Origin of the sequence: Mannheimia kashgarensis (genome assembly GCF_041807705.1) — a bacterium.
Lineage (GTDB): Bacteria > Pseudomonadota > Gammaproteobacteria > Enterobacterales > Pasteurellaceae > Mannheimia.
In genome coordinates this window covers 12,651-29,517 of record NZ_JBGTYY010000027.1, presented here as the reverse complement: position 1 = coordinate 29,517, position 16,867 = coordinate 12,651, and the positions used below count along the sequence as shown (strand labels likewise).

The window sequence follows — 16,867 nt, the reverse complement described above, 5'->3', positions numbered from 1 at the left end:
TTCTAGCGGTCACTTCAGCAACAAAAAATTCAAGAAGCTTTTTCTGCAAAGATTTCTTTAATTTACAATGGGTTATCTTCATTTTTGTAGTATAGCAGTGATGCTAATCTACTACAGCCCCAAAGATTCAGATGGTAATCTTCAACCGGGTGTGGCAGAAAGCTGGGAAAGCACATCGGATTATAAAACTTGGACATTTAAATTACGCAAAGAGGCTAAATGGTCGAACGGTGAGCCAGTAACTGTTCACGATTTTGTGTTCTCTTAACGTATTGTTGATCCTGCGACCGCTTCTCCTTATGCGAGCTATTTAACTTATCTGAATGTAGAAAATGCACAAGATATTATTGATGCCAAGAAAAAACCGGCAGAATTAGCGGTTAAAGCCATTGATGATCACACATTCCAAGTGCAATTAAGCGAGCCTGTGCCTTATGCCGTGGAGCTTGTTACTCACTCTTCATTATTGCCGATAAACAAAGCTGCTGTTGAAAAACACGGCGATGCTTGGGTGAAAAAGGGTAATTTAGTAGGTAACGGTGCTTATGTATTAGTAGATCACGTTATTAATGAAAAAATTGTGTTCGAGCGTAATAAAAATTACTGGAATGATAAAGAAACAGTGATTAATAAAGCAACTTTCTTAGCGATTGTAAGTGCTGCAACAGATGTAGCTCGCTACCGTGCAGGTGATTTAGATATGACAAACTACGCTTTACCACCTGAGCAATTCCCAACGCTTAAAAAAGAGATTCCAAATGAGGTATTTACCGCTAGAACTCTTTCAACCTATTACTACGAGTTCAACAACAAACGACCACCATTTGATAATCCAAAAGTGCGTGAAGCCTTGAACTTAGCCTTAGATCGTACCATTATTACCGATAAAGTATTAGGGCAAGGGCAAACCCCAACTTATGTGTTTACGCCAACTTACATTCACGAAGGCGAGAAAATCCAACAACCAGCGTATTCAACAGAATCAATGGCAGACAGAAAAGCTAAAGCGTTGAAATTGTTAGAAGAGGCAGGTTATAGCAAATCTAATCCACTGAAATTTACCGTGCTTTATAATACCAATGATAACCACAAGAAAATTGCGATTGCGGTTTCATCATTATGGAAACAAGGCACGGACGGCATTGTTGATGTGAAACTTGAAAACCAAGAATGGAAAACCTTCTTAGATACACGTCGTAATGCAAACTACGATGTATCTCGTGCAGGTTGGTCGGCAGACTACAACCAAGCAACAACGTTCGTGAACTATTTCCTATCGAATTCAAGTAACAATACCGCATTCTATAAGAGCCAAGCCTATGATGATGCGGTAGCAGAGTCTTACAAAGCAACAGATGCAGCCGGTCGTGCAGCCGCTTACGCGAAAGCAGAAGAGCAGTTAGCGAAAGATTATGCGATTATGCCGTTATATAACTATGTGAACACACGTTTGGTTAAACCTTATGTGAAGGGCTATGAGGGCAAAGATCCACAAGATGATATCTTGCTTCGTAACCTATACATTGTGAAATAATGATTCTAGGCTGTTTATTGAAAAATAAGCAGCCTAATTTTTTTGAGGAAAATATGACAATAAAACGATTTTCAGTTTATGGGCGAGTTCAAGGAGTTGCTTTTCGTTTTTATACCTTAAGAGAAGCTGAGAAATTAGGGGTGAAAGGCTATGTAAGAAACTGCAATGATGGTTCGGTGGAAGTTATAGCAAAAGCTGATGAGCAAACAATGGCTCAGTTTGAACAATGGTTACATCACGGCTCTCCTTCAGCAAACGTAGAACGAGTAATAGCGAGTGATTATAGCGGCGGAGAAAACTTTGAACGGTTTGAGATCAGGCGTTAAATAACAAGCGGTCGCTTTTATTTATAAATTTGCAATTCTAGTTAAGCATCTGTGCCTGCTCTAGCAATTTTCGGGCTGGCACAGGACCAGCCCCTACAGGTAAAAATCTTAATCCAACGCCTTTTCAATTTTCTCGAATAAATCACGGGCGAGGTTGTCCATTTCACGCAGACGCTCTAAACCACGACGCATTAAGGTTTGGCGTTGGTTGTCGTAACGAGAGAGTTTAATTAACGGCTCAATAAGTCGTGCGGCAACTTGTGGGTTGCTTTCATTGAGTTTAATTAGCGTATCAACCAAGAAACGGTAACCTGAGCCATCAATAGCGTGGAAAGCTTTCGGGTTTTGACTGCAGAATGCCCCAACCAATGAACGTAAGCGGTTTGGATTGTTAAAGTTGAAACTTGGGTGTTCCATTAAACCTTGCACAATCGCTAGTACGTTTTCATCTGGGCGAGTGGCTTGAATCATAAACCATTTGTCCATTACTAAGCCGTCGTGCTTCCATTTTTCTTCAAAGTCTGCCAATAACGCATCACGGCAACTGAGCTGTGCTTTGGTTGCAGCTTGTAATGCAGCTAGGGTATCAGTCATATTATCTGCATTGTTGTAATGCTTATGAACGAGGGCATTACCTAAATCAGTGAACGCAAGATAGCTTAAACAAACATTCCGTAACGCACGTTTGGCAATATCTTCAGCAACCACTTGGTAAGCATCGCATTTGTTTTGGTTATAAACAATCAATAGCTTATCTTGCAATGCTTGAGCAATCGAGTGTTGCATAAATTCACGCACCAAAGCGATACCTGTTGGGTCAATAGTTTTAAATGACTCGGCAAATTCCGTTTCTTTCGGTAATGTGAGTGTTAATGCGGTTAATTCAGGCGATTTAGCCGAATTTTCTAACACAAACGTTAAGGCATCAGCTAAACCTTCTGAAAAACTAAACGGCTGATTTTGCTGATAACGGCTTAAATTTTCACGCAATTCGTTAGTGTAGAGCATTTGTGCGGCGTCCCAACGTACGAAATCATTTTCAGCGTGTTTGAGTAAGGTTAAAAGCTGCTCGGTAGTGTAGTTGTAATCTAAACGCACAGGAGCAGAGAAATCACATAATAACGCAGGCACAGGGCGTTGCGTTACATTGTGGAACTCAAACGTTTGATGTTCAGCGGTAACATCTAGCACATCACTTACCGTTAATAATTCATACTGTAATGGAATGCGTTTTCCATCATTTTCGCCATATAACGCCACTTTTAATGGAATATGTAAGTTTAATTTCTCCAACTGATCGTGTGTTGGTGGTGTCATTTGCGAAATATGCAAACGATAGGCTTTGCGTGCTTCATCATATTCATCAGAAATCGTGAGTTCAGGGGTACCCGATTGGCTATACCAACGGCGGAATTGTTCTAAATCAACGCCTGAAGCATCTTCCATTGCTTTTACGAAATCTTCACAGGTAGCAGCTGAGCCGTCGTGTCTTTCCACATAGAGCTTCATTCCTTGTTGGAATTTCTCTTCGCCTAATAGGGTGTGGATCATACGAATGATTTCCGCCCCTTTTTCATACACAGTAACGGTGTAGAAATTGTTCATTTCAATCACTTTTTCTGGGCGAATTGGGTGTGCCATCGGGCTGGCATCTTCGGCAAATTGTACGGTACGCAATAAACGCACATCTTCAATACGTTTTGCTGAACGAGCCCATAAATCAGAGGTAAATTCCTGATCACGGAAAACGGTTAAACCCTCTTTTAGACTTAACTGGAACCAATCACGGCAAGTAATGCGGTTACCTGTCCAGTTATGAAAATATTCGTGAGCGATAACTGCTTCAATATCTAAATAATCCGTATCGGTTGCGGTTTCCGGTTTAGCTAACACGAATTTAGAGTTGAAAATATTCAATCCTTTGTTTTCCATTGCTCCCATATTGAAGAAATCAACGGCAACAATCATATAAATATCTAAATCATACTCTAAGCCGAAACGATCTTCGTCCCATTTCATCGAGCGTTTTAAGCTCTCCATTGCCCAAGGGGCACGGTCTAAATTACCACGATCAACATAGATTTCTAAGGTAACTTCACGTCCGCTTTTGGTAATGAACTTATCTTGCAGAAGGTCAAAATTGCCCGCCACTAATGCAAATAGATAGCTTGGCTTGAAGAACGGATCTTGCCATTCAACCCAATGTCTGCCATCGTGCAGCTCGCCTTGTGCAATGCGATTACCGTTTGAAAGTAAGTAAGGATATTTACTCTTACTAGCGGTGATTTTTGTCGTATATTTTGCAAGTACATCAGGGCGGTCAAGCATATAAGTAATTTGGCGGAAACCTTCAGCCTCACACTGGGTGCAAAGCCCATCGCCTGATTTATATAAACCTTGTAGCGAAGTGTTTTGTGCAGGGTTTAACGCTGTTTCAATTTGTAGCTCAAAACGATCTGCTTCCATCTCTGCCAAATTTAAGGTTAAAGATTCATCATCTTTTTCATAGGTCGAAAACGGCTCGCCATTAAATTTAATCGAAAGGAAATCAAAACTATGACCATCTAATTTAAGCGTGGTTGCATCACTATTTTTACGCTCAACGGTTAAAGTTGAGGTAACAAAGGTGCGATCTGGGTCAAGTTGAAAATCGAGATAAATGTCGGTAATAGTGAAATCTGGTGCTTTATAATCTTTTCTGAGTTTTGCTTTAGGTTGCATAGGATTTCCTTTTTGATTGGCCTTTTGCCGCTAGAATAGTGCGAGCTATTGTACTAAATTTATTGCAAATTTTCCAAAAAATATGACCGCTTGTACCAAACAAAACGGCTATAAATGTTACCATTTATAGCCGTTTAGGAAGTGTTGGAATTATAGGGTTTGATGTCCTTGATCGAGATGTACTAAGCTGATTAAATCATCAACACCCACATCAAATGCCTGTCCGAAACCTTTCACAAACAAGCCTGCTGTTGGCTTAAAGCTAAAGAGCTTGAAGTCTTGCATATTAGACAGATCATCAATTAAATCCCCGTGTCTAGCTTTAAGGGCATTAATACTTATATTCCATTCTTCTTGAGCACGTTCGATGATGCGTGCTGTTGCATCAAAGGTTAAACGACGGCGTGCAAAAATTTGGCGACTATTAGTTTCATCTTCAATCAGCATTAGGGAAACTTTAGATATTTCCTGCAAATTTCGTGCGTGGCGGGCAATTATTGAAATAAGAACCTTATATTCTCCATTGTGGATAACAAAGGGGGCGTAGCTTACATTCGGTGTACCGTCTTTATCTGTTGTTGCCATTACAATTGTTTTAGTGTGCTGTTTCAGCTCTTCAAGCTCAGGACCTAAACGGTTTTGTAATACCTCTTGGCGATTGGTGGTCATTATATCTCCTTTTAAGTTTTCTAACAGTTCGAGGATTATAAATTAACTTTATTTTATTAATCAAGATGATAATCATTATTGACTATAAAATTGATGTAATTGATAATACTTTTAATCAATAAAAAATTGATTCGTATTTACTTAAGGAGAACGATTTTGTTTATTAATTATTTAGGGAACCAGCATAAGTTCAATTTGAGCCTGCTGGCTTTAAGCATAAATAGTATTTTACTGTCGCAAACTTTATATGCGAAAGAGATCATTGCTGAATTATCTGAAGTGAGTGTGGTTGCTCAAGAAAATGTTAAAGCCTCCTCAGAGCAAAAATCGAAAGAAGCGATCCAACAAGAACTTATTCAAAATAATCGAGATTTAGTTCGCTATAGCCCTGATGTTGGTATTGTAAATCAAGGGAGACATCAAAAAGGATTTGCTATTCGTGGTGTGGAGGACAATCGCGTTGGAGTTAGTATTGATGGCATTGCATTACCTGATTCAGAAGAGAATTCACTTTATAAACGTTATGGTAATTTAAATACATCTCGTCAATCTATTGATCCTGAATTAGCTCGAACCATTGAAGTATCAAAAGGGGCTGATTCTTTCAATCAAGGTAGTGGGCATTTAGGCGGTGGTGTTAATTATCGAACACTTGAGGCTTATGATATTGTTCGTGATAGCAATAAATTCGGTGCTTTTTATCGCACAGGTTATGCTACACGCAATAATGAATGGGTAAATACACTCGGTATTGGCTATTTAGGGGAACAAGCAGAAGCCGTATTAGTTTACTCAAATCGTTATGGACACGAAATGGAAAGTGCAGGTGGTTATACAATTCCCGAAGATGCGTTACACACCCGAACTATTGGCAGCAGTAAACAAACACCAGATGATTCTACGCATAAACATCACAGTTACTTAGCAAAATTTGCTTACCGTTTTAATGATAAGCATCGCATTGGTATATCATACAGCGGCCAAAATAACACAAATTACATTATTGAGGATTCCGCTGTTTATTTAAGCTCATATTGGCGTGAGGCAGAAGATCGTAGTAAGCGTGATACAGTGAATGCCTTTTATGAGTTTTTCCCAGAGTCTAAATGGATTGCTTTAGTAAAAACGGATCTTGATTACCAAAAGACAGAAACATCAGCTTATAACTATGAAGGAAAGCGTGCAGAGGCAGCAACTGAATGGAGTCCTGCTCAACAAAGAACACCTAGTGATACTGATATTCGTATTTTTAGTATAGAATTAAAACGCTTAAACCTTCGTTTAGATAGCCAACTTTTAGCATTAGGTAAATCAACGCATCAATTTTCCCTCAAGGCTTCAACAGCACAAAGAAATTTTGATGTTCTACATAAAGATTCAGTTTATGTATCTGGTGCTTGGACTCATTTACCGAATTCAACAATGATGCACCCAATTAAAAGTAAGCTACATTATTTATCATTACAAGATAGTATAGACCTTACAAATAACTGGAACGCAAAAATAGGCATTCGTTATGATTGGGCGAAATATAAACAAAGAGATCTTAGGGGCTTAGAATGTCGAAATTGTGTAAAAACCGAGAATGCTAAATTTAACCAAATGACTTGGGTTGCAGGTTTAGAAAAGCAAGTTACTGATATTTGGAAAGTTGCTTATAACATCGGAACAGGCTTTCGCATACCAAACGCATCAGAAATGTATTTCGATTATCGAGATAATGCCGCAGGGGCGTGGATGTCAAATCCCAACTTAAAAGCAGAACGTAGCTTAACTCAAAATTTAAGTTTGCAGGGGCAAGGCAATGCGGGGCAATTTTCTGTAAATTTACACCATACAAAATATAAAGATTTTCTATGGGAGCAAGAAACTTGGGATGTCTATCGTGCTTATGGCAAAGAATTTTGGCGGCCTGTTCAACAAATGCAAAATATTGACTCTGCGAAAATCTATGGGGTAGAGGTAACAGGAAAATGGAATTTAAATTCTGCTATATCTATTTCTGAAGGTTGGAAGCTATTTGGTTCATTAGGTTATAGCAAGGGGAATATGTCAAATGGAGCAGATTTACTTTCTATTCAGCCAATTAAAGCTGTTATTGGTTTAGATTATGAGCAACCAGAAGGCAAATGGGGAATATTTTCTCGTTTAACATTCTTAGGTGCGAAAAAGGCTAAAGAGGCAAAATATTTGAAAACGTTACCTGAAAAATGTGTGAAAGAGCAGAAAACCCTAAATCCTTATTATCCATACTGGGGAAGTGAATATGAGACTCGCTGCGCTGAATATTCTCACGAAACAGGTTTAGATGAATGGAAGCACTTAAATGCTAAAGCTTTTATTGTAGATTTATACGGTTTTTATAAGCCAACAGAAAATATCACTTTGCGTGCAGGTGTTTACAATTTGCTTAACCGTAAATATCACACTTGGGATACATTGCGAGGTTTAAATACAACAGGCGGCGTTGTAAATTCGGTGGGTGTCCGTGAAAACTATAAATATGGAGGTTATCCTGGCTTGCAACGCTACTACGAACCAGGACGAAATTTTTCAGCAAATTTTGAGTACCACTTCTAATTATTTAGAGAGCTTCAAGGCTCTATTTTCTTAAGGAGGAATTTATGTTATCACTAGAACAACAAACCGCTCTACGCAATGAATTAAATGAAAATCCAGGACAAATTTTAGAGATGGTAGCCTCGAAATATCAATGTTCGTTGGAAGAAGTAATGCTTAGCCTACCATCGAATATGCTTAAAGTAACAAATGGGGAGCGTTTTGCTGAAATTCTGCAAGAAATTCACGAATGGGACGATGCAATTACCTTTATTTCACATACGGAAGATACCATTATTGAATTTGTTGGCAAATTACCAAGCGGTTCAATTTCTCGTGGATTTTACAATTTTGAACACAAAGAAAGTGGTGGTTTACAAGGGCATTTACGTTATGAAAATTGTGCCAAAATATACTTACTTGATCGACCATTTATGGGAAAACGCACAGTTTCGTTGGTATTTATCAACAAAAAAGGCAATGCGATGTTTAAGATTTTTGTTGGTCGAGAAAAAGTAGGTAGTGCATTAAAAGAAGATCAAATCAGAGCGTTATATAAATTGATCGGCTAAATTGCAAAATTTAGCTCAAATTTAACCGCTTGTATAAAGGCTACGATTTATCGTAGCCTTTATAAGTTTATTAACCCACAGCCTGCGGTAAATAACCTAGCTGAATTAAAAATGGAATAACCATAATGCAAATACCAGCAATTAAGGCAATGACTAACGCTACATTACCACCAATTACACGATAAGGCAGATTTGGGTGTTGGCTGCGAGCTTTCCATGCTAAGCCAATAGGTAAAATCATACCGTAGAAAGCAAATAATAAACCTGCATAACCTAACGCCATAATAAAGCCATCTGGATAGAACAACGCAAATAAGAGTGGGGGTGTGAAGGTTGCAATTGTTAGCCATAAGCGGTTAGTTGGTAAATTCAAACGTTTTAATAAATCGCCTACGCCTTCAAAAATACCCATTGATACACCTAAGAAAGAAGTAATTAATGCAAGCACAGAGAATAAACGCACCATTTCGCCTAAAATTGTGCTACCTGTAATTTGGCTGGTTGCAGTAACTAAACCATTTAAGGTTGGGTCTTGAGCCAAAATAGTGGTAAATTCGTTTTGGCTTAATACACCGTGAGTCGCTAATTGCCATAATAAATAAGCTACTAACGGAATAGCTGTACCAATATAAATGGATTTACGAATTTTGCCGATATCTGCATCTAAATAACTGTTAATTGTTCCCATAATAACGTGGAAACCAAATGCCGTGAAGAAAATCGGCACAGCAGAAATGACTAATAAATTATCTAATGGAATTGCTGTTAAATTTTCTAATTTTGCTTTAGGTAACATCATTAATAATACAGCGATAAAGGCAATGATCTTACCGATAAATAGCACTCGAGTTAAGCCATCAACAGATTTCACTCCGACTACAACAAATGTTCCTAATACCGCAGTAAAGATTAAAATACTAATTTTAAGTTTCATATCAGCATCTGCAATTTCAGGCATTACACCGGCTAACAGTGAGCCACCGCCGGTAATATAAGCCGCAAGTAGGGCATAAAGTAGTACGAGCAAGCTGAAAGTGGCTAATACACGCCCGATTAAGCCAAAGTATTGTTCGGCAAGGCTTGCCACTCCAACATCTTTTTGCGGAGCGGTTTGATACACTTCCATAAATAATAAACCGGTGTAGGCTAATAAAGCCCATAATCCGACTAAGAGTAATGCCGTTGCACCGAACCCCATTCCGGCAGAGGTAAGTGGCATTGCCAGCATTCCTGCACCAATGGTAGTGCCTGCAATCATTAATGCACTTCCTAAAATTTTATTTTTCATAATATTATTCGGGTTAAAATTAAAAAGGGGATTTATTCTATCAGAAATTTTAATTAATGGATCTGAATGCTGTAATTTCTCATCTAATTTTGCACAATCCAGCCTGCTTTAGTAAACTAGAGCCAATTTGCAATTTTTTATCAAAAACAGACCGCTCGTATGTCTTTAATTTCCTTCTCTTTGCCGCAAATAGACGGCAATTTTCAAGATCATCAAACGCTTGGCAATTTGGTCGGGCATTCCGATACGCTGGCGATTAGCCAAGCCGCTCAACAGTTTAACGGCTTAACTGTGGTGGTTACGCCTGATACCCGCACCGCTCTACGGTTAGAAAAATCACTGCCGCAGTTTGCCAAATTACCCGTGCAACTTTTCCCCGACTGGGAAACCTTGCCGTATGATAATTTCTCGCCTCACCAAGATATTATCTCCGCCCGCCTTTCAGCCCTGTTCGAGCTACAACAAGGCAGAAAGCAGATTTTTCTTTTGCCGATCAATACCTTAATGCAGAAAGTCTGCCCACCGAGCTACCTTGCCAACAATGTGTTGCTGATTAAAAAAGGCGATCGCTTTTCGATTCAAAACTTGCGTTTACAACTGGAAAATGCCGGTTATCGAGCGGTGGATCAGGTGCTGGAATATGGCGAATATGCGGTGCGTGGCTCAATTCTAGACCTCTACCCGATGGGTGCGAACGAACCGTTCCGCTTGGATTTTTTCGATGATGAAATTGATTCTATCCGCACCTTTGATGTGGATAACCAACGCACCAAAGCCGAAATTGCCGAAATCAATTTATTGCCTGCCCACGAGTTCCCGACCGATAGCAATGGGATCGAGCATTTTCGTACCAAATTCCGTGAAACATTCGGAGAGATCCGCCGTGAGCCAGAGCATATCTATCAGCAGGTCAGCAAAGGGATTTTAAATGCGGGGATCGAATACTGGCAACCGCTGTTCTTTACCGAAATGGCGAGCCTGTTTGACTACTTTCCGCAAAATACGCTGTTTATCACTTCCGCTGAAATTCAACAAAAAGCCGAACAATTTCAACAGGATACGCAAAATCGTTATGAAAGCCGTCGAGTCGATCCAATGCGTCCACTGTTACCGCCGAGCGATCTCTGGTTTGCGATTGATGAGGTTAATCGCTGGCTGAAAGGTTATCCAAGATTGACGATAACTTCGGAGAAAATCCGTAAATCTGCAGCGAAAATGAATGCAAATGTGGCAAACTTGCCTGAACTTGCCATTCAATCGGGAGCAAAAGAGCCGTTTGCCTTGTTCCAACAGTTCCGCCAAAAATTTAAGGGTAACATTCTGTTTTCGGTGGAAAGCGAGGGGCGGCGGGAAACGCTTTTGGATCTGCTTGCCCCGATTGGGGTAAAGCCGAAGCAGGTCAATTCATTAGATGAAGCACAAGGTCTGCCATTTTCCCTGATTATTTCACCGCTTGATCAGGGTTTTGTGGTGGAAACAGGCGGGCACGGGGCCCCCCCCTACGATAATGAATTGGGCAATGAGGCTGAAAACGATAATGAAAATGTAGGGGCGGGTCCTGTGCCCGCCCGTAACCTTGCCATCATCTGCGAAACCGACCTACTCGGCGAAAAAGTCCAACAAAAACGCCACGAGAAAAACCGCAAAACGGTTAATCCCGACACGCTGATCCGCAACCTTGCCGAGCTGAAAATCGGGCAAGCGGTGGTGCATTTGGAAAACGGCGTGGGGCGTTATGGTGGTTTAACTGTACTAGATGCGGGCGGAATGAAAGCGGAATATCTAGTGTTGCATTACGCTAACGATGCCAAGCTCTATGTGCCTGTTGCCTCTTTGCATTTAATTAGCCGTTATATCGGCGGCGCGGACGAAACTGCACCGTTGCACAAATTAGGCAGCGAGGCGTGGGCGAAAACCCGCCAGAAAGCCGCAGAGAAGATCCGAGATGTGGCGGCGGAATTGCTTGATGTCTATGCGAAAAGGGAGAGCCAAACCGGCTTTGCGTTCAAGTATGATAAGGCGGAGTTCGACCAATTCAGTGCCTCGTTCCCATATGAAGAAACGGACGATCAGAAAATTGCCATCAATGCGGTGATTAGCGATATGTGCCAACCGAAAGCAATGGACAGACTGGTTTGCGGCGATGTCGGCTTTGGCAAAACCGAAGTGGCAATTCGAGCCACTTTCTTGGCGGTGATGAACCACAAGCAAGTGACGATTCTCGCCCCGACTACTCTCTTAGCTCAACAGCATTATGAAAATTTCAAAGACCGCTTTGCCAATTATCCTGTGAATGTTGAGGTGCTTTCTCGCTTCAAAACCGCCAAAGAGCAGAAAGCGATTCTGGAAAAAGTGGCGGAAGGCAAGGTTGATATTCTGGTCGGCACGCACAAGTTGCTGCAAGATGATGTCGCCTTCCGTGATCTCGGCTTGCTGGTGATTGATGAAGAACATCGTTTCGGCGTGCGTCAAAAAGAGAAAATCAAGCAACTGCGGGCGAATGTCGATATTTTGACGCTAACCGCCACGCCAATTCCAAGAACGCTGAATATGGCACTCAACGGAATGCGGGATCTCTCAATTATCGCCAGCCCGCCGGCTCGCCGTCTGAGCATTAAAACTTTCGTTCGCCAAAAAGACGAAGCGGTGATCCGTGAGGCAATCCTGCGTGAAATCTTGCGTGGCGGGCAGGTTTACTATCTGCATAATGATGTGGCAACCATTGAAAACTGTGCGGAAAAATTGGCGGAGTTAGTGCCGGAAGCTCGAGTGGTGATCGGGCACGGACAAATGCGAGAGCGGGAATTGGAACGAGTGATGAGCGATTTCTATCACCAACGCTTTAACTTGCTGGTGTGTTCGACCATTATTGAAACGGGGATTGATGTGCCGACCGCCAATACGATTATCATTGAACGGGCGGACAAATTCGGCTTGGCACAGCTTCACCAACTGCGTGGACGGGTGGGGCGTTCGCACCATCAAGCCTATGCCTATATGCTCACCCCACCGCCGAAAACGCTCACCAAAGATGCGGAACAACGCTTGGAGGCGATGAGTACCATCGACAATCTCGGGGCAGGTTTTGCCCTCGCCACCCACGATTTAGAAATTCGTGGAGCAGGCGAATTATTGGGCAGTGAGCAGAGCGGACAGATTGAGAGTATCGGCTTTTCGCTCTATATGGATTTGCTCGAAAATGCGATGAAAGCCTTGCAAGAAGGGCGTGAACCAACCTTTGATGAAATCACCCAAAACCAAGTGGAGATTGAGCTACGAGTGCCGGCGTTAATCCCTGATGATTACTTGCCTGATGTGAATATGCGTTTATCGTTCTACAAGCGGATTGCAAGCAGTGAAAATCTGCAAGCTTTGAATGATCTCAAAGTAGAGCTGATCGACCGCTTCGGCTTGCTCCCAGAGGCAACCAAAAACCTGTTCCAAATTACGCAACTTCGTCTAGCCGCCGAACCGTTTGGCTTGAAGAAAATTGATGCGGGGATCAATGGAGGTTACTTGGAATTTAAACCGACCGCCCAGCTAGATCCGATGAAGTTTATTCAGCTTATCCAAAAACAACCTGCGGTGTATAGTTTTGAAGGGACGGTGAAATTCCGCTTTAAGTTGGCGTTGGAAGAGAATAAAGCACGGTTGGAGTTTGTGACGGACTTAATTGATAAGCTGGTAGTCTAGCTCTCGACAAGCGGTCAATTTTCGGTAAAATTTTACCAAATTTTGACCGCTTGATATTTAGGGAAGACTATGAAACAAAAATTATTAGAGCGCCTTTTACGCTATACTCAAATCTACACCACCTCCGATCCAAAAAGCGAAAGTGTGCCGAGTTCGCCACAACAGAGGGATCTGCTTCATCTGCTGAAAGCCGAAGTGGAAACAATGGGGCTGACAGAGATTTTTCTTGACCCAAATGGCTATCTATTTGCCTCGTTGCCTGCCAATACTGAAAAATCTATTCCTGTGTTGGGATTAATTGCTCACGTTGATACTTCGCCTGATTTTAATGGTAAGAACGTTAAGCCACAGGTAATTCAAAACTATCAAGGTGGCGATATTGTGTTAAACGGCAGTGGCGATACACTCTCGCCGAACGATTTCCCGAATTTGAACAAGCTGATTGGCGATACGCTCGTGACCACAGACGGTACAAGCCTTTTAGGTGCAGACGATAAATCGGGCATTGCGATTATTCTCTCTGCGATTGAATACTTGCAAGCCAATCCGCAGATTCCGCACGGCAAAATTCGGGTCGGCTTTACCACCGATGAAGAGATCGGGCGTGGAGTGGATCATTTTGATGTGAAAACCTTTGGGGCTGATGTGGCGTTTACGCTGGACGGCGGTCCGTTGGGCGAGTTGCAGTATGAGAATTTCAATGCTGATGCCGCTGTAGTTACTTTTTTCGGGCGTAGTGTTCACCCCGGCACGGCAAAAGGCAAGATGATCAACGCCTTAGAGCGTGCGTGTGAGTTCCAGCACCGCTTGCCGCCACATTTAACACCGGCAACCAGCGAACATCGTGAAGGTTTTATTATGTTGCACGATATTGAGGGATGCATTGATCACGCTGAGGTGCGTTACATTCTCCGCAGTTTCGACCGTGATGAGCTGGCAACATTCGGCAAAATGCTAACCGACACGATGGCGGAAATGCAAAAAACTTACGGCGAGAATTGTGGCAAGGTCGAGATTATAGAGCAGTATCGCAATATGCGTGAGGTGCTAAACGACTATCCGTACTTAATTGAGATTGCTGAACAAGCGATACGAGAGCTGGGCATTGAGCCGAATTTAGAGCCAATTCGGGGTGGTACGGACGGTTCTCGCCTGTCATTTATGGGCTTACCTTGTCCGAATTTATTCACGGGTGGCGAAAATTTTCACGGGCGTTTTGAATTTATCTCGGTAGATACAATGGAAAAAGCGGCGAAAGTGGTTATCGGAATTAGTAACAAATTTGCAGAGTACGATTTCAGTAAATAAAGGATTACAAGCGGTTAAATTTCGCAAAAAATTTGCAAAAAGCGTTATTTTTCGCCAGTTAAACCATTTTTTAAAGATTTCCTGTAAATTTATTTGACATTAAATCTGAAATCCATAGAATATGCACCTGTTGAGATGCTACGAAGTTCGTAGCGTTTTTAAATGCGGGAATAGCTCAGTTGGTAGAGCACGACCTTGCCAAGGTCGGGGTCGCGAGTTCGAGCCTCGTTTCCCGCTCCAATTTTCTATATCGTGTTGCCCGAGTGGCGGAATCGGTAGACGCAAGGGATTTAAAATCCCTCGCCTTTCGGGGCGTGCCAGTTCAAGTCTGGCCTCGGGCACCATTTAGAAAATCAACAATTTAAATTTGCGGGAATAGCTCAGTTGGTAGAGCACGACCTTGCCAAGGTCGGGGTCGCGAGTTCGAGCCTCGTTTCCCGCTCCAATTTTTCTATATCGTGCTGCCCGAGTGGCGGAATCGGTAGACGCAAGGGATTTAAAATCCCTCGCCTTTCGGGGCGTGCCAGTTCAAGTCTGGCCTCGGGCACCATTTAGAAGAATTAAATTTTAACAAAATAGATAGTTATCGAAGCCCGAGTGGCGGAATCGGTAGACGCAAGGGATTTAAAATCCCTCGCCTTTCGGGGCGTGCCAGTTCAAGTCTGGCCTCGGGCACCATTTCGATAATAACTCAATGCGGGAATAGCTCAGTTGGTAGAGCACGACCTTGCCAAGGTCGGGGTCGCGAGTTCGAGCCTCGTTTCCCGCTCCATTATAAAGAAAAGAGATAGCACCATAAGGTGCTTTTTTTATACCGAAATTTTGCTTTACTTATTCTGAACAGTAAAAAATCCATACCGCAGTATGGACTTTATCTCAACTATTATTTCTTCTGAGCTTTTAATGCTTCGATAACTTGTTTTTGTTGCTCAATTCCTGCTTTACAGCCTGCAATGGCAGATTTTTTATCTGCATCACTCATTGTTTTCCAAGCATCTTCAGACACTTTAATCATCTCTTCTTTGGTCATACCTAGTTGAGCTTTCACTTCTGGTGAGTATTTCGCCGCTTCAAAAGTTAAATCAATTAATTCTCTACATTCAGCTGGGTATTCGCTTGCTTGTGCTGATAGCGCAAAACCCGAAATAAAGAGTGCGAGTGCTAATTTCTTCATAAAAAATCCTCATATTAATTTGTAAAATTAAGCAAAATAGCCGATGATTGGCTTATAGCTTATAGAATAACTTCATTTTTAAGCTACAGGGGCATTATACACAATTGTTTTTTTTTTGAACAATTTCGGAGTGCTAAATAACTGGTCTTACCTGTTTGAGTTTCAAATAAATAAGTGAAAATAAAATGAAAAAATTGACTATTCTTGGCTTAGGTTGGCTTGGATTACCATTAGCAGTGCAGATGAAAAAAGAGGGTTGGCGGGTTGTTGGCTCGAAACGAATGGTATCTGATATGCCGATTGAATGTTATCCGCTGGATTTGAACAATCTGATTATTAACGATGAGCTTGAGACTTTATTAGCTGCTGACACAATGGTAATTGCCTTGCCACCGTCAAAAACAACGCCAGAAAACTATCTTTTAGGCATTCAACAGCTGGTTTCTTCTGCGATAGAAAAAGGCTTAAAACATATTATTTTCACAAGCTCGACCTCTGTTTTGCCGATGGAATCGGGCGTTTTTGATGAAATTGCAGAAATCGATCCAACCTCTCTTTTAGCAAAAGTGGAAAATTGGTTGCTCAATTTGCCGATTCATTGCGATATTGTGCGTTTAGCGGGGCTTGTGGGCAAAAAACGCCACCCTGTTTTTTATTTAGCAGGCAAGCAAAATTTAACGGGGGCAGAGCAGCCTGTGAATTTAGTTCATTTGGAGGATTGCATTGCGGCAATTTCCCTGCTTTTAGCCAAACCAAACGGGCAACGTATTTTCCATTTATGTGCTGAGCAGCACCCTACTCGTAAAGCGTATTATAGTGAAATGGCAAAACGTTTTGGCTTGAGCGATTTGCAATTTTCTGAAGAAAATCGACCGCTTGTAAGGATAGTCAAAGCTGAAAAAATCCGCACAGAATTAGGTTTTGTTTACCGTTATCCAAATCCTTATGATTTTGTGTTGGATATTTAGCAAAATACAGGTTTAATCCCTACATTCAACGTGGTTTATATGTTAGTATATGCGA

Annotated in this window: 10 protein-coding genes, 6 tRNA genes and 2 pseudogenes; 13 read left to right on the top strand and 5 right to left on the bottom strand. The window is 41.6% G+C overall.

Features of this window, described 5'->3' with window-relative positions; all coding sequences use genetic code 11:
• Positions 1-82, bottom strand: a pseudogene (locus ACERCF_RS10090) (IS1595 family transposase); the annotation flags it as partial.
• Positions 83-124: 42 nt separating this feature from the next.
• On the opposite strand from ACERCF_RS10090, the pseudogene ACERCF_RS10085 reads away from it, so the two are divergent.
• A pseudogene (locus ACERCF_RS10085) lies at positions 125-1,534 on the top strand (ABC transporter substrate-binding protein); the annotation flags it as partial.
• Between the two features lie 53 nt (positions 1,535-1,587).
• Positions 1,588-1,860, top strand: a complete 273-nt coding sequence (locus ACERCF_RS10080; RefSeq protein ID WP_373612179.1) for an acylphosphatase — start codon at positions 1,588-1,590, stop codon at positions 1,858-1,860.
• 108 nt (positions 1,861-1,968) lie between these two features.
• On the opposite strand, the gene pepN is transcribed toward ACERCF_RS10080, so the two are convergent.
• Positions 1,969-4,581, bottom strand: coding sequence for an aminopeptidase N (gene pepN, locus ACERCF_RS10075; RefSeq protein WP_373625503.1), 2,613 nt, complete (start codon positions 4,579-4,581; stop codon positions 1,969-1,971).
• Positions 4,582-4,731: 150 nt separating this feature from the next.
• On the bottom strand, positions 4,732-5,250 hold the full coding sequence (gene hutZ, locus ACERCF_RS10070; RefSeq protein WP_373612181.1) for a heme utilization protein HutZ: 519 nt from the start codon (positions 5,248-5,250) through the stop codon (positions 4,732-4,734).
• A 156-nt stretch (positions 5,251-5,406) separates the two neighbouring features.
• On the opposite strand from hutZ, the gene ACERCF_RS10065 reads away from it, so the two are divergent.
• Positions 5,407-7,830 (top strand): TonB-dependent hemoglobin/transferrin/lactoferrin family receptor, encoded by a 2,424-nt coding sequence (locus ACERCF_RS10065; protein ID WP_373625502.1) that lies wholly within the window; start codon positions 5,407-5,409, stop codon positions 7,828-7,830.
• Positions 7,831-7,874: 44 nt separating this feature from the next.
• Positions 7,875-8,381, top strand: coding sequence for a heme utilization cystosolic carrier protein HutX (hutX, locus tag ACERCF_RS10060; protein WP_373625501.1), 507 nt, complete (start codon positions 7,875-7,877; stop codon positions 8,379-8,381).
• 70 nt (positions 8,382-8,451) lie between these two features.
• Here hutX and ACERCF_RS10055 read toward each other — a convergent pair whose 3' ends face one another.
• Positions 8,452-9,669: an aromatic amino acid transport family protein gene (locus tag ACERCF_RS10055; protein WP_373610508.1), complete on the bottom strand. Its 1,218-nt coding sequence runs from the start codon at positions 9,667-9,669 to the stop codon at positions 8,452-8,454.
• A gap of 159 nt (positions 9,670-9,828) precedes the next feature.
• Between ACERCF_RS10055 and mfd the strand changes: the two genes are divergently transcribed.
• The 8 genes from mfd (at position 9,829) to ACERCF_RS10015 (ending at position 15,442) form a co-directional block, all read left to right on the top strand.
• Complete coding sequence (mfd, locus tag ACERCF_RS10050; RefSeq protein ID WP_373625499.1) at positions 9,829-13,362, top strand: transcription-repair coupling factor; 3,534 nt, start codon at positions 9,829-9,831, stop codon at positions 13,360-13,362.
• A gap of 69 nt (positions 13,363-13,431) precedes the next feature.
• Entirely contained in the window at positions 13,432-14,670 is a 1,239-nt protein-coding gene (pepT, locus tag ACERCF_RS10045) for a peptidase T (RefSeq protein ID WP_373625498.1), read from the top strand.
• 164 nt (positions 14,671-14,834) lie between these two features.
• Positions 14,835-14,910, top strand: a tRNA-Gly gene (locus ACERCF_RS10040).
• A 17-nt stretch (positions 14,911-14,927) separates the two neighbouring features.
• A tRNA-Leu gene (locus tag ACERCF_RS10035) sits at positions 14,928-15,014 on the top strand.
• A 25-nt stretch (positions 15,015-15,039) separates the two neighbouring features.
• Positions 15,040-15,115: transfer RNA gene (locus ACERCF_RS10030), tRNA-Gly, on the top strand.
• Positions 15,116-15,133: 18 nt separating this feature from the next.
• A tRNA-Leu gene (locus ACERCF_RS10025) sits at positions 15,134-15,220 on the top strand.
• 41 nt (positions 15,221-15,261) lie between these two features.
• A tRNA-Leu gene (locus ACERCF_RS10020) sits at positions 15,262-15,348 on the top strand.
• 18 nt (positions 15,349-15,366) lie between these two features.
• Positions 15,367-15,442: transfer RNA gene (locus ACERCF_RS10015), tRNA-Gly, on the top strand.
• A 111-nt stretch (positions 15,443-15,553) separates the two neighbouring features.
• Here the strand turns inward: ACERCF_RS10015 and ACERCF_RS10010 are convergent.
• A complete protein-coding gene (locus ACERCF_RS10010) occupies positions 15,554-15,844 on the bottom strand; it encodes a hypothetical protein (protein WP_373610511.1) in 291 nt (96 codons plus the stop codon).
• 185 nt (positions 15,845-16,029) lie between these two features.
• Here ACERCF_RS10010 and ACERCF_RS10005 point away from each other — a divergent pair, with 185 nt between their 5' ends.
• Positions 16,030-16,812 (top strand): Rossmann-fold NAD(P)-binding domain-containing protein, encoded by a 783-nt coding sequence (locus tag ACERCF_RS10005; RefSeq protein ID WP_373610512.1) that lies wholly within the window; start codon positions 16,030-16,032, stop codon positions 16,810-16,812.
• Positions 16,813-16,867: the final 55 nt, after the last annotated feature.

Coding starts and splice junctions, on each gene's coding strand:
- ACERCF_RS10080 (WP_373612179.1), top strand. CDS start 1,588: ATGACAATAAAACGATTTTCAGTTTATGGGCGAGTTCAAGGAGTTGCT.
- pepN (WP_373625503.1), bottom strand. CDS start 4,581: ATGCAACCTAAAGCAAAACTCAGAAAAGATTATAAAGCACCAGATTTC.
- hutZ (WP_373612181.1), bottom strand. CDS start 5,250: ATGACCACCAATCGCCAAGAGGTATTACAAAACCGTTTAGGTCCTGAG.
- hutX (WP_373625501.1), top strand. CDS start 7,875: ATGTTATCACTAGAACAACAAACCGCTCTACGCAATGAATTAAATGAA.
- ACERCF_RS10055 (WP_373610508.1), bottom strand. CDS start 9,669: ATGAAAAATAAAATTTTAGGAAGTGCATTAATGATTGCAGGCACTACC.
- mfd (WP_373625499.1), top strand. CDS start 9,829: ATGTCTTTAATTTCCTTCTCTTTGCCGCAAATAGACGGCAATTTTCAA.
- pepT (WP_373625498.1), top strand. CDS start 13,432: ATGAAACAAAAATTATTAGAGCGCCTTTTACGCTATACTCAAATCTAC.
- ACERCF_RS10010 (WP_373610511.1), bottom strand. CDS start 15,844: ATGAAGAAATTAGCACTCGCACTCTTTATTTCGGGTTTTGCGCTATCA.
- ACERCF_RS10005 (WP_373610512.1), top strand. CDS start 16,030: ATGAAAAAATTGACTATTCTTGGCTTAGGTTGGCTTGGATTACCATTA.